Here is a 15502-nt window from a genome sequence, read left to right as displayed (position 1 = left end):
CATGCTGAACGAAGCGCTGTCGAGTCTCAGGGCAGGCAACTGGGTCACGGTTGTTCTCGTGGCCATTGTGCTGCTGTCCGTCCTGCAGGGTGCCTTCCGCGGCTTCAGCCGGTCTGCGGGAAGACTGCTCGGTCTCCTGGGCTCGGGACTGCTGACGGCGGCCTCTCTGGCGGGAGCGCTGATCTCCGCAGCGCTGCTGTCCCCGCTGGTCAAGACGTGGGCGGAAGGGCGCACGGCTCCGGCCGGCGAGCTGTCCGGCTGGCAGGTTGTCTATTACACGTCACTGTCGTCGCTGTCGGCTTCGCCGCTGCTGCGCTTTCTGCTGCTGACGGCGGTGTGCAGCATGGCGATCCGTCTGCTGCTTGCCCTGCTGCGTGTGCCGCAGCCGGGCCGCGGCCGCCGCTTCGGCGCCGCGCCTGCACGGCGCACGCTGGCCGGAACGCTGGGCGGCGCGGGCATCGGGCTGTGCATCGGCGCGGTTCGCGGCGCAGTTGTCGTCGCGCTGCTCTATGTCGCGGCCGGCCTCGGTCCGGATACCGGCTTCGCCCGGTATGTGGAATCTTCGCCGGTCTACCGGCAGAGCGCGGATGCGCTCATCGAGCCGCTGGGCGGACGGGCGGTCCGTCAGGGCCTGCCGGTCCTGACGAGAACGTTCGCCTCCGAGATGGACGGGATTCTCCGGCGCAAGTACGATCTTGTGGACCGGGACATCTCGGCTTCCATCGCGGAAGCGGCGGGCCAGATCGCCGGCAAGGGAAAGAATGACGAAGAGAAGGCGCGGCTTCTGTACGATTGGGTCGGCAGCCGAATTGCCTACGATCACGCCAAAGCGGAGAATTACGAGAAGAACGGAATCTGGAAGGAGCAGACGCCGCAGGATACCTTCGATACACGCGAAGGCGTCTGTATTGACTATGCCCGTCTGTATGCCGTCATGGCCCGCTCCCAGAACTTGCAGGTGCGGGTTGTTACCGGCCGCGGCTATGACGGCCGCGGCGGGTACGGACCCCATGCCTGGAATGAAGTCTACCTGGCGGAGCAGCAGCGTTGGGTCCCGCTCGACCCGACCTGGGCTCAGAGCGGGAACTGGTTCGATCCGCAGGATTTTGACAAGACCCATGTTCAGGAGAGCGTGCTGTGAGGCCCGCAGAATAGAATGGAGACATTTCAATACTTGGGAACAAAGGAGAGGGGAAAGTGAGCTTTTTCCGGAAGCAGGGCAACTCGCCGGACGAGGCCCCGGCCAAGAATACGCAGGGATTGCGGATTAATATTTTCTTCTTCAGCACGTTTGTCATTTTCTGCGTCATCATCATCCGGCTGGCCGTGCTCCAGTTCGTGGAGGGTCCGACTCTGACGGAAGTGGAGACGAACCGGGAGGTCAAGAAGGTTCCGCTGGCGGCGCTGCGCGGCACGATCTTCTCGGCGGACGGAGCGAAGCTGGCCTATTCCACGCCGGTGCAGTCGCTCTATATCACGCTGACGACGGAATATACGGCCAAGAAGACGGACAAGAAGACGAAGAAGGTCGATTATACGCCGGAAGCGAAGGCGAATGTGCAGAAGCTGGCTGCCGATCTGGTGGCGGTCTTCAATAAATACGGCGATAAGCAGGATACGCCGATAACCGAGAAGGATGTCATTGAGTCGCTGGATATGAACTACAAGAAGTTCAACGGCTATACGCCGAGACGGGTCAAGGCGGGGCTTAATGACAAGGAGGTCGCCTACTTCCTGGAACATAAGAACGAGTTCCCGGGACTGGAGATCGTCGAGGAGAATGCGCGCCATTATGACACCGACCAGACCGCAGTCCAGGCGGTCGGATACGTCAAGCTGTTCAAGAACTCGAACAGTCAGAACATCTACAAGAATGTTCTCACTGCCATGAAGAAGGTCGATGCCGATCCGGGTCTCTCGTATAAAGACGACGAGCTCGTCGGTTTCGACGGGCTGGAGCTTCAATATCAGCGCGAGCTTCGCGGCAAGAACGGCTACCAGGAGGTCGCCGTAAATCCGCAGAATATGGCGGAGAATATTGAGGGAACCGTTCCGCCGGTCAAAGGCAATAATGTCTATTCCACGATTAACAAGAGCATCCAGCAGAAGACCCAGCAGGCGATCACGGATCAGATCAAGTGGCTGCACACGAATCCGGTGCAGGGCGAGCTGCATCCAAACGCCACAACCGGCTACGCGGTAGCCATGGAAGTCGATACGGGCAATATCGTAGCGATGGCGAGCATGCCGGATTATGATACGAACGCGTGGGCCAGCGGGACAATGAGTACAGCCGTGTATAAGCAGATTGAGACCTATTTCCAGAACGGCACGATTACTCCAAATGCTTCGGGCCGCTCCGGGCATGGGTTCCAGTCCTTAGTTCTGCTGGGTTCAACCATCAAACCGCTCAGCGTACTGGTGGGTCTAAATGAGGGACTCATCACGACTTCTACTGTATATAACGACACGGGCATTACTGAATTCGGCAAAGCCGGTCATGAGACGAAGGTGCGAAACTCCTCCAATCATGCCTATGGTTCCCTGTATCCGAGAACGGCCATCGAAAAATCCTCCAACGTCTTTATGGTGGATGAGATCGCGAAGAAGCTGTATCGAAAGTACAATAACGATCAGGACAGCCTCAATGTCTGGGATAAATATATGAAGCAATTTGGCTTGGGCGTCGAAACCGGGGTTGACCTTCCCAATGAGAGCAGGGGCAAGATCGATTACTTTGATTTAAAGTCGGCAGGCAGCGTACAGGCCGCCATCGTGTATGCCTCTTTTGGTCAGCAGGCCAAGTATACCGCTCTTCAGCTTGCCCAGTACACGGCGACCTTGGCTAATAAAGGGGTCCGGATTAAACCGAATATGGTCAGCAAGATCACGGATACCAACGGGAACGTGGTGAAGACATTCGGGCGGACCGTCCTTAACACCGTTGAAATGAAAGATTCCTACTGGAATGAAGTTAAGGTTGGGATGAACACGAAAGTGGATGCGTTCAATGGTTTTCCTTATGATTTTGCTCGAAAAACCGGGACCTCTCAGCAGGAATATTGGTCCAAGGGTCATAAGCAGGTCATCGACAACGGCGTCTTCATCGCCTATGCCCCGCGTGAGAATCCGAAGCTGGCTGTAGCCGTGATTATCCCCGAAGGGGGATTCGGATCGAGCAGCGCCGCCCCGGTGGCGCGGAAGATTTTTGACGCATATGACTGGGAATACGGGCTGGACGGCGTGCCGAAGAAGACGCTGCAGACGAGCAAGGCTGCGGCGGAAGGCGGCGAAGGCGCAGCAACGGCCGGAACTGACGCCGGCGGCGGAACGCACTAGACGACACCTACAGAAGAAACGGAGTGGAGCCATTTGAATACCGACTACCGCCTGCTGGCGCTGGATATGGATGGAACGCTGCTGAATGACGAGCAGATTATAACGCCCGAGACGGTCGCCTGGATTACCCGGGCGGTGGAGAAGGGGGTGCATGTGTGCCTCTCGACCGGCCGCTCCTTCCAGAACGCCTACCCCTATGCCGAGCAGCTTGGGCTGAAGACGCCGATGGTGACGGTGAACGGCAGCGAAGTCTGGCGCGCTCCCCATGAGATCTACCGCCGCTCGCTGATGGACCCGGCGCTTGTCGAGCAGATGCATGCGCTGGCGGTCCGGCATGGAATCTGGTTCTGGGCGTATTCGACGGAAAGGGTGCACAACCGGGAGAACTGGGTGAATGACATCCTGGAGAAGGAATGGCTGAAGTTCGGCTACTATACCGAAGACGACGGCATCCGCCACCAAGTGCTTCTCGCGCTGGAGGATATGGGGGGGCTGGAAATTACAAATTCTTCGCCGTATAATCTGGAGATTAACCCGCTCGGCATCAACAAGGCGGCGGGAATCCAGGAGGTCTGCGGTCTGCTCGGCATCGGGATGTCGCAGGTCATTGCGGTCGGAGACAGTCTGAACGACCTTGCGGTCATTCAGCAGGCCGGACTTGGCGTAGCCATGGGCAATGCCCAGGAGACCGTCAAGCAGGAAGCGGACGCTGTGGTCGCGGGCAACAACGAGGACGGCATTGCTGAAGTGGTGCGCAGGTTTATTTTTGGAAACGGGGAGTGACGAGTGATGACCGTACTGGGCTGGTTATTGATTATTGCACTGTTCCTGGTGGGCCTCGCGGGTGCGGTCTATCCGATCCTGCCGGGCGCGCTGGCGATTTATTTTGCCTTCTTCGTCTATGGCTGGTTCTTCTCGTTCGGTTCGTTCGGACCGGTGTTCTGGACGGTGCAGACCGTCATCGTCGCAGCGCTGTTCATCGCGGATTATGTGGTCGGGGCTTGGGGCGTCAAAAAATTCGGAGGCTCCCGCGCCTCCGTCATCGGCAGTACGATCGGCATCATTGCCGGGCCGTTCGTAATTCCGGCCTTCGGCCTGATTCTGGGTCCCCTGATCGGCGCCCTGGTCGGCGAGCTGCTGGCCGGTTCGGATATTAAGAAGGCGCTTAAGGTCGGCTGGGGTTCGCTCCTTGGCCTGCTGACCAGCACGGTGGTCAAAATCCTCCTGCAGCTCGCCATGATTATTCTGTTCTTCATCTGGATCTGGCGCTTCTGAATTCCGGCCATGTTCCGCGGGGCACCCTCCGGCTCCCTTGTCACAAGGGAGCTATTTTAATGTAAAGAAGGCGAAACGTTTGTCCAAGAAGGAATCCTTTATCAAAGGCACCCTGATTCTGGCGGCCGCTGCGCTCGTCGCGCGGGCGCTCGGCATCTTCCAGCGCGTGCCGCTGGAGCATATCTTCGACGATACCGGCAACGCCGCATTCGTCCAGGCGAACAATGTATATCTGACGCTGCTGACGCTGGCGACCGCCGGCATTCCCAGTACGCTCAGCAAAATGGTGTCCGAGCGCTACGCGCTGAACCGGCCCGGAGAGGCGCGCCAGGTCTACCGGGCGGCGCTCTACTTCGGCGCCGGGATCGGCGTGGTCATGAGCGCGATTCTGTACATAGCCGCTCCGGTGTATGCCCGGCATACCGGCGTGCCGGAGAGTACGTCCGCCATCCGGGCGATTGCGCCCGCGCTGCTGCTCTTCCCGACCATCGCGATGATGCGCGGCTATTTCCAGGGCCGCAACAACATGGCGGCCGGCGGGATTTCGCAGATTGTGGAGCAGATTGCCCGCGTGGCTACGGCCATTCTGCTTGCCTTCATTCTGATGCGCCAGGGCTACAGCAATTCGGTGATGGCCGCAGGGGCCTCGTTCGGCAGCGTACTCGGAAGCGTGGCCGCTTTTGGCGTGATGATCTATTTTGCCGTGAAACTCCGGCGCGAGGATGCCGCCGACCGGCTGAGGTACGGGCAGGAGGAAGCCAAGCTTCCTATGCTGGGCATCTATAAAAATATTTTCAGCCTGTCGATTCCGATTGTTCTGGCTTCCATGACGATTCAGGCGGTCTATATGATCGACTCGTCGCTCGTGGTGCCGCTGCTGGAAGGGCAGGTTGGCCAAGCGGATGCGCAGGGGCTGTTGTCGATCCTGGGGCAGAAAGCCCAGAGCATCGCCGGGATTCCACCCGTGCTGGCGATTGCGCTCAGCACGTCGCTGATTCCGGTCATCTCTGCGGCCTATGCCCGCCGGGACGAGAAGCATCTGAAGCGCCAGATGACGATGGCGCTGCGCATCGCGGTACTGACCGGGACGCCGATCGTGCTCCCGCTGGTCATCGCCGCTTATGCGGTCAACGGCCTGCTGTTCAAGACCCCGGAAGGCAGCGGCATTGTGGCGCTGCTGACACTGGGCACGATATTTCAAATTTCGATGACGACCTCGAACTCCATCCTGCTCGGAATGGGCAAATCGCGGATTTCCATGTTCTACGTGCTGGCCGGCATTACCGTCAAGCTGGTCGGAAGCATCGTACTGAGCCGGTTCATCGGCATTTACGGCATTATTCTCGCTACGGCGCTCTGCTTTATTGTCATCACCCTGCTCAATCTGCGGCTCCTCAAATCGATCGTTCCCTTCGAGATTATGGGAGGGCGCTGGGGCCGCTACGGTGCGGCGGTGCTGGCCGCGGCAGCGGTCGGCTTCGGTCTGAACGAGCTGGGGCTGCTGCTGACCGGAGCCATGCCCGACCGGATCGCCTACCTTATCACCTGTCTGCTGGTGGGAGGCGGGGTCGTTCTCGTCTATCTGGTGCTGCTGATTGTGCTCGGCGCGCTGAGCCGCCAGGAGCTGGAGAGCTATCCCGGCAAGGTGCAGCGTCTCCTCCGGCCGCTCATGAAGCTTCAACCGGCGCGGGTACGGGGAGAGTAGACATGCAGGGCCGGGAAGGGAAGGAAAGGGAAGGAAGACAGTCCGACAGAGTTGACTTCCTTCCTCCGTTTTGCTTCACTAGAGGGAATCCCATTCCAGACGAAAGGAAGATGACGTATGAAGGCCATTCAATCTCCCGAGGAGTTTCGTTCGGCGATCGTGTCGCCCCGTCTGACCATAGTGGTATTCAAAGCCGACTGGTGCGGAGACTGCAAGTTCATTGATCCCTTCATGCCGGAGGTCGAGGCCGCCTATGCCGATAAGCTGACGCTGGTCGAAGTGGACGTGGAGGCTGTAGGCGATGTCAGCCAGGAGCAGAACATTCTGGGCATTCCGAGCTTTGTGGCCTACACGGAAGGCCGGGAGCTGGTGCGCTTCGTCAACAAGCTGCGCAAATCGCGGGAAGAGATCGAGAGCTTCCTGGACCGCGCGGTCGAAGTATATGAAGCCGTAGAGAAGGCCTGACCGTCCCGGCGGGTCTGATCTTTGCCGGAAGCAGGCGAACGGCGGATGGTGCCCATCCGCCAAAAGGTATGAACGGGGGCCTTCGGGCCCCCGTTTTGCTGTGTTCAGGGGACCGATAGAACCCGGAAGCGCGGCGCTCCGGTCCCGGAGAACATTCAAATTTCAGATTTGCCGGATGCCGGTCCCGAGATTATCGGTTATAATGGAAACGCATTAGATTTGTCGTAATTTCTCGAATCAATGAAACCTTGAACAGGCGGGATGAACCATGACGTTGAGGCAGTTGAGCAGCTGGAGCGGACTGACCTGCCTGATAATAATCGCCGCGCTGGTGGGCCATGCAGCGGGCGGAGAAGGAAGCGGGGAGACGCTGATCTCCGGTGCGGGCTTGGCCGCTAGTGTGCTGGCGGCGCTGCTGGCGGCCGTTTCCGCTGCGGCGGTGCGGGGCTGGAACGCCCCGGACCGCCGTTCTCTGCGGAAGCGGGCCCGCCTGGCGCTCAGCCTCGCGGCCGCGCAGGGCATCCTCGCGGCGCTTCTTGGCGCCGCAGAGCCGCCGTCGGCCGTCCAGGCGCTGCTTCCGGTGCTGCTGCTGGCTGCGTTCACGGCCACGCTGCATTTGAACCTTAGGCTGCGCAGACTTGTCCGGGAAGAGCGCGGCGCAGGCGAGCCCGGCGCTTCCGCTGGCCATGCGTGTGCAGCCGGGCCGGGGGTTCCGGCCGCGCTTCCCCGCCCGTTCCGCAACCTGGTGCGGGGAACAGCCGTATACGCCTATGTCGCCGTCTATATCGGCGCTTACGTCCAATCCGCCAGCACGCCGTCCGGCTGTGCCGGCTGGCCGTTCTGCGGAGGACAGGCGATCCCCGAAGGGTCCGGAGATAACCGGATGGTATGGATTCACCTCGCCGCACAGCTGCTGCTGCTCCTGCTGGCTGCGCTGGTAGGCCATCTGGCGTTCTGGAACTACGGCCAGGGCCGCCCCGGGCTGCGAAGACTTGGACTGGCGGCTGCCTTGCTAAGCCTCATGCAGCTGCTGGCTCTCGCAGCTTCCGCGTTCGCGGCAGACGAAGGATTGCACCGTCTGGCTCTGGCAGGCCAGGCTCTTCTGCTGGCCGGGTGGTTCGGCGTGATCGCCTGCCTGGATGAGCGGGCGTCAACGGGCCGTTTCGGCTGACCCGAAGCGGCGGATAGAGAAGGATTTGAGGAGGAACCATATTGGGATACGCGAATGTGCGACAATGGATTGAACAGCTGCAGAAGGACAAGGACCTGGCGATTATCGATGCGCCGGTCGATCCGTATCTGGAGCTGGCTGAAATACACCGCCGGGTAATTGCGGAAGAAGGCCCGGCTCTGCTGTTCACGAACGTGAAGGGAACGCCGTTCCCGGTGGCCACTAACCTGTTCGGCACGGTAAGACGCGTGGATCAGGCGTTCGGACCCCGGCCGGAGGCCTTGATGAAGGGGATGATGGGCGCGGTCGAGACGCTGCTGCCGCCTACGCCCATGGCGGTCTGGAAGGAGAAGGGGCTGCTGTGGGATCTCCTGAAGGTGGGCATCAAGAATGTGCCGCAGGGAGAAGCGCCGGTGCTCGGCGTCTGCCGGAACCAGGACCCGCTGAAGGATCTGCCGCGGGTAACCAGCTGGCAGGAGGACGGAGGGCCGTTCGTGACCCTGCCTCTGGTCTACACGGAGAGCCCGTCCAACCCGAAAGATCACAATTTGGGCATGTACCGCATCCAGATCTACGACGACAGCACGACCGGCGTACACTGGCAGATTCACAAAGGCGGCGGCTTCCACCACCACGAAGCGGAGCTTCGGAACGAGGCGCTGCCCGTATCGGTCTTTGTCGGCGGCCCGCCGGCGCTCGTGGCTACGGCAATCGCGCCGGTGCCGGAGCGCATGCCGGAGCTGCTGCTGGCCTCCCTGGTTCTTGGCGGCCGGCTGCCGATGGTCAAGGACCCGATGGGCGGACACCGGATTCCGGCGGAAGCCGAGTTTGCGATCCGCGGCCTGGTGCCGCCGCATGAACGCCGGCCTGAAGGTCCGTTCGGCGACCACTACGGCTATTACTCGCTGAAGCATGATTTTCCGGTCATGCATGTGCAGCGCATGTGGCACCGCAAGGACGCCATCTACCCGGCGACGATCGTCGGCAAGCCGCGCCAGGAAGATTATTACCTCGGCGATTTCCTCCAGCGGCTGCTGTCTCCGGCCTACCCGCTAGTGATGCCGTCGGTGCACTCGCTCTGGGCGTATTCCGAATCGGGCTCGCACACGCTGGCGTCCGCGGTAGTCCGGGAGAGCTATTCCCGCGAGGCGCTGGTCTCGGCCTTCCGCATTCTGGGCGAAGGCCAGCTGTCGCTGACCAAGTTCCTCGTTCTGACGAACCAGCCGGTTGATCTCGCCGATTGGCCGCATCTGCTGGAGACGGTGCTGGAACGCTTCGATCCGGCGGTCGATCTGTTCATCTTCAACAAGACGTCGCATGATACGCTGGACTACACCGGCCAGAAGATGAACCACGGCAGCAAGGGCGTCATGATGGGCGTCGGCGCCAAGATCCGTGAGCTGCCGCGGGTCTTTGAAGGCGGGAACCTGCCGGGCATCGCGGACGCCAAGGTGTACTGCGGCGGCTGCCTCGTCGTCTCGGGACCGTCCTACACCGAGGACCCCGACCTGCCCGAGCGGCTGATTCCGGCGCTTCAGGCCGGGGAGACCGAATGGCCGCTCGTTATCCTGGTCGACAACGCCGCCGAGACGGTCCGGACACAGACCTCTTTCCTCTGGACGGTGTTCACGCGGTTTAACCCAGCGACCGACATCTACGCGGAGTCGACCGTGCGGCATCATCACATCGGCTACAAGCTGCCGATCGTCATCGACGCGCGCATGAAGCCGGGTTATCCGGACGAGCTGTTCCCGCGGGAGGACATCGTGGAGACCGTCGACCGGAGATGGAAGGAGTATTTTCCGAACGGACGGAACGCTTAGGGCGCCGATTCGGGCAAGATAAGCTGATTGCTTCACCGCCTCTACCCCCACTACGAACCGTTAAGGAGGAAGACCGATGCTGCGCATACTGCTGGGTGAAGCCCCGCGCGTGAACGAGGGCCCGCTGGCCGATGCCATCAACGCGATGGCCGAACAGGCGGCGGCGCTCCGCAAGGAGATGAACCGCCAGGGAGACCGGAACCATGAATCCCGGGAGATCGAGATCTGGACCCGGGGGCTGATTACGTCTCTGGACGAGCTGGAGCAGAGCTGGTTCGCCGCCGCTCATTTCCGCCGCTCGGTCCGGGCGGGATTCGTGGACGAAATGACGCCCGACGAGCAGGGCGAGTACGCACGTTATGTGTATTTTTACAAGAACGGGTTCATCCGGGTCTTCTCCCTGCTGGACAAGCTTGGTACGGTGCTGAACAGCCGGTATGATCTCTGCACTTCGGCGCTCAAGCCGCATTTCTCGTATTTCACGGTGCTTCGGCAGCTCCGGACGCGCAAGGAGCTTGCCGACCTGTCCGACGAGCTGGAAGGCATCCGGAAGGAATACCGCGATGCGCTGCAGAAGTTGCGGAAACGCCGGAACGCCGAGATTCACTATATGAACTCGGAAATGCAGGACGATTTGTGGCAGCGGCACCAGGGACTTGAGGAACGGATTGCGTTGGAGGATCTGGACGGCCATCTGGAGGATCTGCGGCAAGGGCTTGAGATGGTCTGCCGGACCTTGGCAGCCGCCTACCGGTATATGGGGAACCAGCGGCATAGCTGAAATTTCCTTTTGACAAAATCCGCGGCCTTCTCTATACTAAGATCACCAATTTCATACACCAATCTTATCAAGAGCGGCGGAGGGATAGGCCCGATGAAGCCCGGCAACCGATCTTCGGACAACAAGCGCACAAGGCGCGGTTGGAAGAAGGTGTCATGGTGCTAATTCCTGCACAGGACGGACATTCCGGAACGTGCGCAGATGAGAGAGGGCTGGAGCTATTCTGAATGGAACAACAGCCTCTTGCGATTCTGGCGACGGAATCCGCAAGAGGCTTTTTTTGAGGTGCGGCATGGAGCAAGAGGAGGAGCAGGATGATTGAGTTAAAAGGGTTAACCAAAGTATACGGACGGGGCGCAGCCGCCCAGACCGCGCTCTCGGGCGTGGATTTGTCGATTCGCCAGGGGGAAATCTTCGGAGTGATCGGACATTCGGGCGCCGGCAAAAGCACGCTGATCCGCTGCATCAATCTGCTGGAGCGGCCGACGGAAGGAGAGGTTCGCGTCGGCGGAATCGACTTGACTAAGCTCGGCAGACGCGAGCTGCAGGAGCGGCGCCGCAAGATCGGCATGATCTTTCAGCATTTCAACCTCCTGTCGTCAGCGACCGTCTATGACAATATTGCGTTCCCGCTGCGGCTGACCCGCACGCCCGGCAAGGCCGTGGAGACGAAGGTGAACGAGCTGCTGAGTCTGGTCGGTCTCGCCGAACACGCGGACAAGTATCCCGCCCAGCTCTCGGGCGGACAGAAGCAGCGGGTCGGCATCGCCCGGGCGCTGGCCAGCGAACCGGATGTGCTGCTCTGCGACGAGGCGACCTCGGCGCTGGACCCGCAGACGACGGATTCCATTCTGGCGCTGCTGCTGGACATCAACAAGCGGTTCGGACTGACGATTGTCCTGATTACGCATGAGATGCACGTGATCCAGAGCATCTGCGACCGGGTCGCCGTTATCCACGGCGGCGGCATCGTGGAGCAGGGCGAAGTGGCGAAAGTATTCCTGAAGCCGCAGCATGACGTAACCCGGGAATTCATCCGCAGCGAAGCGCGCGACGGAGGACCGCTCCAGGCGGCCATCGCCGCCGGAGGAGCGGACGGTTCCAAGGCGGCGAAGATTACGTTCATCGGCTCGCGGACCTATGAGTCCACGCTGTCGAGAACGGCGTCCAGGACCGGGGTGCATTTTGCCATTCTGCAGGGGACGATCGGTACCATTAAGGAAGAGCCTTACGGTCAGCTGACCGTGCGCTTCGAGGGACCGGCGGAAGCCATCGGAGAGACGATGGCCGAATTGACCCGGCAGGGTCTGGATGTGGAGGTGCTGAACTGATGGGAGAGCTGGATTTTTCGCTGGTGGATTGGCATGAAATGTGGGTAGGCACGCTGGATACGCTCAAGATGATGGGAGCCTCTGCGGTTTTTACAATAATTCTTGGTTTACCGCTCGGAATTGTGCTATATTTATGGGGACGATCTTCTTCACCGGCCATTCGGGCGGTCTACACGCTGCTCTCGGTACTGGTGAACATTCTGCGGTCCGTGCCGTTCATCATTCTCGTGATTGCGCTGATTCCTGTCAGCCGGGCGATTGTGGGCACTGCCATTGGGGTGCTCGGCGTGATTCCCGCTCTCGTGATCGGAGCGGCGCCTTTCTTCGCGAGACTGGTCGAGACTTCGCTGCGTGAAGTGGACCGGGGCGTCATTGAAGCGGCGCAGGGGATGGGCGCCTCCACGCCGCAGATTGTCTTCCGTGTTCTGCTGCCGGAAGCGCGGCCGTCTCTTCTGGCCGGCATTACCATTACGGTAGTTACATTGGTCAGCTATACGGCAATGTCCGGCATGGTCGGAGGCGGCGGGCTCGGCGATCTGGCTATCCGTTACGGCTATCAGCGCTATGAAGAAGAAGTCATGCTCGTTGCGATCGCACTGCTGGTCATCCTGGTGCAGCTGCTTCAGATGATCGGCGACCGGCTCGTCCGGCATTATACCCGTAGATAAGGTTCAACTTATATATAGAGATCCTTATTGAATTAACCTAGGAGAAGAGGGGAATTATTCATGAAGAAAATCTCGTTGTCACTGCTCAGTCTCGTTCTGCTTGTCGTTCTGGCCGCCTGCGGCAACAACAATGCCGGCAACAACAAGGAGGCCAGCACATCGCCGGCCGCCGGTTCGTCGTCCAGTCCAAGCACGGCTCCAAGCACCGAGCCGGTCAAGCTCGTGATCGGCGCCACTTCCGTGCCGCATGCCGAAATTCTGGAAGCCATTGCGCCGCAGCTTGAAGCCGAGGGCGTGAAGCTGGAGATCAAGGAATTCACCGACTACGTGCTGCCGAACACACAGCTGGCCGAGAAAGAGCTGGACGCGAACTTCTTCCAGCACAAGCCTTATCTGGACGACCAGAACCAGAAGAACGGAACCGATCTGGTGCCGGTGGTAGCCGTCCATGTCGAGCCGTTCGGCGCTTACTCCAAGAAGATTAAATCCGTGGACGAACTGAAGGACGGAGCCAAGGTCGCCATCCCGAACGATGCCACCAACGGCGGCCGCGCGCTGATTCTGCTGGCGAAGAACGGTCTGATCAAGCTGAAGGACGACACCAATATTCTGTCCACGAAATCCGATATTACCGAGAATCCGAAGAACCTGAAGATTGTCGAGCTCGAGGCCGCTACACTGCCGCGCATGCTGGATGAAGTGGATCTCGCGCTCATTAACACCAACTACGCGCTGGATGCCAAGCTGAATCCGACCAAGGATGCCCTGTTCATCGAATCCGGCGATTCGCCGTACGCCAACCTGCTGGTGGCTCGCCCGGACAACAAGGATTCCGATGCCATCCAGAAGCTGGCCAAGGCCCTGACTTCGCCGGAAGCGAAGAAGTTTATTGAAGACAAATACCAGGGCGCCATTATTCCTGCGTTCTAATCCAGGTCTATCATCCGTTCATACGGCTTGAATCGTCCCGTCCGCTCTGAAGAGCGGCGGGATTTTTGCTGTTGGGGAAGAAGGACTCTCCCTCCTGAAGCGGTTCTGGCCGCCGTTTCAAATCCTTCACCTTCAGCCCGTTCTTCTTCGCTTGGGGGTGCCAGAAGCCGTAGGTGGCGGCGAGACGCCAGGCAACGCGGGGGAAGTTCGGAGAGAGGTAGACGGATTCTCCGGCTGCCCCCGTCCGGACTGCGGAAGCGAGAGCCTCCAGCGCCTGCCCCAGATCCTTCAGCGGGCCGCGTCCGAGAGGAACTTTCTCCAGGGAACCGAGCATTTCACCCGCGCCGAACCCCACCGCCATTCCGAAGCGAAAGCCGCAGCGCCCGCACCAATTGCGCACAATGGAGACTGCAGTTCGGCACTGGCCTCCTTCATAGAAGCCGTTGTTCACAAGGACATAGACCGGAAGAGGGCGAGAGCCCGGAGCTTCCGCCGGCGGTGTGCCCTGCCGCTTCACCCAGGCTTCCATTCCGACCATCATGCGCAGAAAGTGGGAAGGGATGCCGTCAAAATACAGCGGGAACGCCAGCACAAGCGCATCCGCCGTGTACAGTTCCCGGTACTGCTCTTCTCCGAACGGCTTCGGGCCCACCCGGTACAGCGGCAGCTCGCAGCCGCCGTCTTCCAGAAGAGGGGCCAGCTTCTCCAGCAAAATGCCCGAATTGCTCTTGCCGCCCTTGGGGCTGCCGTTGACTCTCGCGATTCTCATGCCCAAGCCTCCCGTAAGTCTTCTATGCGGTCATAGAAGAGAATGGATGTATCGGTTGCGCCCATATTGACTGCGTTGGCCTGAACGAGAGCGCGGGCGGCGGCAATCTCGTCCGCGGTCATGTCCTCGGCATAGAAGTGAACCGTGAACCGGAAGCGCGTCTCATAGCGGCGCGCATGATGCGTCTCGCCGTTCCGGACCGCAAAATAAGGAAGCACATAGGAGAGCGTCCGGTTCAACGCGTTGGCGACGAACGGGCTGTAGCTTCCGTAGACATTGCGGCTGACCAGCACCAGCTCGCCGCAGTCGGCCAGGCGCCGGCCGAGATGCCGGTAGTTATCCTTGAGTACACAAGTGCCCGGGGTCCGCACCCAGCAGCCGAAGCAGCCGACGCAGTGGCGCATGGTGCCGTCATCGTTCAGAATCTCCGAATCCTGCCCGGCATTCTCCTGATCCAGCCACCCCGCCGTCTGTGCTGCGGTCAAATCATGTACGATCAGTCTCATTGGCTCTGTCCTCCCGATTGCAATATGACCTGCCAAATCTCCCGCCAATTGCCGGCGTAATGAATAGGGCGCGCGGTAATCAGCGAAGCGATGCCGTGAGCCGATGACCAGACGGCCATCAGCATGCTCGCATCGCGCTCCGGGGGAAGTCCCGTCTTCCGGAAGGCCCTCCGTGCGGTACCCCGGAACACCTCGAACGGCGGATAGGCCGCATGCACATCCGTTTCGCCGTTCACGTGAATATCAATGCCGGAATGGTAGAACAAGAAGGGGAAGTAGGCCGGATGCTCTTCAAAAAAGGCAATATACGCTGTCCCTACCCGTTCCAGCTCGCTGTCCGGTTCCTCTGCGGCTTCCACCGCGCTGCGCAGCCTGTCGGCGAACTGCTGCGTGACGTGCTCTGCCATGGCGGACAGCAGATCGTCCTTATCCTTGAAATGGCTGTAAGGAGCGGCATGGCTGACGCCGCACCGCGCCGCGATCCGGCGCAGCGAGAAGCCGCCGATGCCCTGCTCGTTGATCAGCTCGATGCCGTTCTCGATCAGCGTATTGCGCAGATCGCCGTGATGATAACTTCCTTCCTTCACTCTGAAGCCTCCTCAATCTTGACATTGTCAAGATACAGGAATATTTTAGCACTGTCAATGACTTATCTGTGCGCCGTAGGGCTGCATGGAGAAGAAATGATTTTATGATATAATGACCCTTGCAGCGGACGGACACCGGCATGAGAACGCAA

Annotated in this window: 15 protein-coding genes and 1 riboswitch; of the genes, 12 read left to right on the top strand and 3 right to left on the bottom strand. The window is 60.1% G+C overall.

What is annotated here, in order from left to right; all coding sequences use genetic code 11:
- Position 1 precedes the first annotated feature (1 nt).
- The 12 genes from F4V43_RS00390 to F4V43_RS00335 all read left to right on the top strand — a co-directional run bounded on the left by F4V43_RS00390 (position 2) and on the right by F4V43_RS00335 (position 13488).
- Positions 2-1141, top strand: a complete 1140-nt coding sequence (locus F4V43_RS00390; RefSeq protein ID WP_150456257.1) for a transglutaminase domain-containing protein — start codon at positions 2-4, stop codon at positions 1139-1141.
- A 56-nt stretch (positions 1142-1197) separates the two neighbouring features.
- Positions 1198-3339 (top strand): peptidoglycan D,D-transpeptidase FtsI family protein, encoded by a 2142-nt coding sequence (locus tag F4V43_RS00385; protein WP_150456256.1) that lies wholly within the window; start codon positions 1198-1200, stop codon positions 3337-3339.
- Positions 3340-3372: 33 nt separating this feature from the next.
- Positions 3373-4122, top strand: a complete 750-nt coding sequence (locus F4V43_RS00380; protein ID WP_150456255.1) for a Cof-type HAD-IIB family hydrolase — start codon at positions 3373-3375, stop codon at positions 4120-4122.
- A 6-nt stretch (positions 4123-4128) separates the two neighbouring features.
- Positions 4129-4614 carry a DUF456 domain-containing protein gene (locus tag F4V43_RS00375; protein WP_150456318.1) on the top strand — a complete coding sequence of 162 codons (486 nt, stop codon included), beginning with the start codon at positions 4129-4131 and terminating at the stop codon, positions 4612-4614.
- 79 nt (positions 4615-4693) lie between these two features.
- Positions 4694-6319, top strand: coding sequence for a polysaccharide biosynthesis protein (locus tag F4V43_RS00370; protein ID WP_150456254.1), 1626 nt, complete (start codon positions 4694-4696; stop codon positions 6317-6319).
- A 117-nt stretch (positions 6320-6436) separates the two neighbouring features.
- On the top strand, positions 6437-6784 hold the full coding sequence (locus F4V43_RS00365) for a thioredoxin family protein (RefSeq protein WP_150456253.1): 348 nt from the start codon (positions 6437-6439) through the stop codon (positions 6782-6784).
- A 268-nt stretch (positions 6785-7052) separates the two neighbouring features.
- Complete coding sequence (locus tag F4V43_RS00360; RefSeq protein WP_150456252.1) at positions 7053-7955, top strand: hypothetical protein; 903 nt, start codon at positions 7053-7055, stop codon at positions 7953-7955.
- Between the two features lie 41 nt (positions 7956-7996).
- Positions 7997-9778: a UbiD family decarboxylase gene (locus tag F4V43_RS00355; RefSeq protein WP_150456251.1), complete on the top strand. Its 1782-nt coding sequence runs from the start codon at positions 7997-7999 to the stop codon at positions 9776-9778.
- Positions 9779-9854: 76 nt separating this feature from the next.
- Entirely contained in the window at positions 9855-10559 is a 705-nt protein-coding gene (locus tag F4V43_RS00350) for a Cthe_2314 family HEPN domain-containing protein (protein ID WP_150456250.1), read from the top strand.
- A 61-nt stretch (positions 10560-10620) separates the two neighbouring features.
- Positions 10621-10767: riboswitch (SAM riboswitch) on the top strand.
- Between the two features lie 106 nt (positions 10768-10873).
- Entirely contained in the window at positions 10874-11890 is a 1017-nt protein-coding gene (locus tag F4V43_RS00345) for a methionine ABC transporter ATP-binding protein (RefSeq protein WP_150456249.1), read from the top strand.
- Positions 11890-12558, top strand: a complete 669-nt coding sequence (locus F4V43_RS00340; RefSeq protein ID WP_150456248.1) for a methionine ABC transporter permease — start codon at positions 11890-11892, stop codon at positions 12556-12558. Before F4V43_RS00345 ends, F4V43_RS00340 begins: the two co-directional genes overlap by 1 nt.
- 60 nt (positions 12559-12618) lie before the next feature.
- Positions 12619-13488 (top strand): MetQ/NlpA family ABC transporter substrate-binding protein, encoded by an 870-nt coding sequence (locus F4V43_RS00335; RefSeq protein ID WP_150456247.1) that lies wholly within the window; start codon positions 12619-12621, stop codon positions 13486-13488.
- A 10-nt stretch (positions 13489-13498) separates the two neighbouring features.
- Here the strand turns inward: F4V43_RS00335 and F4V43_RS00330 are convergent, their stop codons facing one another.
- Genes F4V43_RS00330 through F4V43_RS00320 form a run of 3 tightly spaced genes read right to left on the bottom strand, consistent with a single transcriptional unit; the run spans position 13499 to position 15350 of the window.
- Positions 13499-14257, bottom strand: coding sequence for a flavodoxin family protein (locus F4V43_RS00330; RefSeq protein WP_191089411.1), 759 nt, complete (start codon positions 14255-14257; stop codon positions 13499-13501).
- Positions 14254-14763 (bottom strand): flavodoxin family protein, encoded by a 510-nt coding sequence (locus F4V43_RS00325; RefSeq protein WP_150456246.1) that lies wholly within the window; start codon positions 14761-14763, stop codon positions 14254-14256. Before F4V43_RS00325 ends, F4V43_RS00330 begins: the two co-directional genes overlap by 4 nt.
- Positions 14760-15350, bottom strand: coding sequence for a TetR/AcrR family transcriptional regulator (locus tag F4V43_RS00320; RefSeq protein WP_223879724.1), 591 nt, complete (start codon positions 15348-15350; stop codon positions 14760-14762). Before F4V43_RS00320 ends, F4V43_RS00325 begins: the two co-directional genes overlap by 4 nt.
- Positions 15351-15502 lie beyond the last annotated feature (152 nt).

It is taken from the genome of Paenibacillus spiritus, from assembly GCF_008710135.1.
In the GTDB taxonomy this organism is placed as follows: Bacteria; Bacillota; Bacilli; order Paenibacillales; family Paenibacillaceae; genus Paenibacillus_AQ; species Paenibacillus_AQ glufosinatiresistens.
Note: the sequence above shows the minus strand (reverse complement) of the source record. Positions and strands in the feature narration are given on the sequence as shown.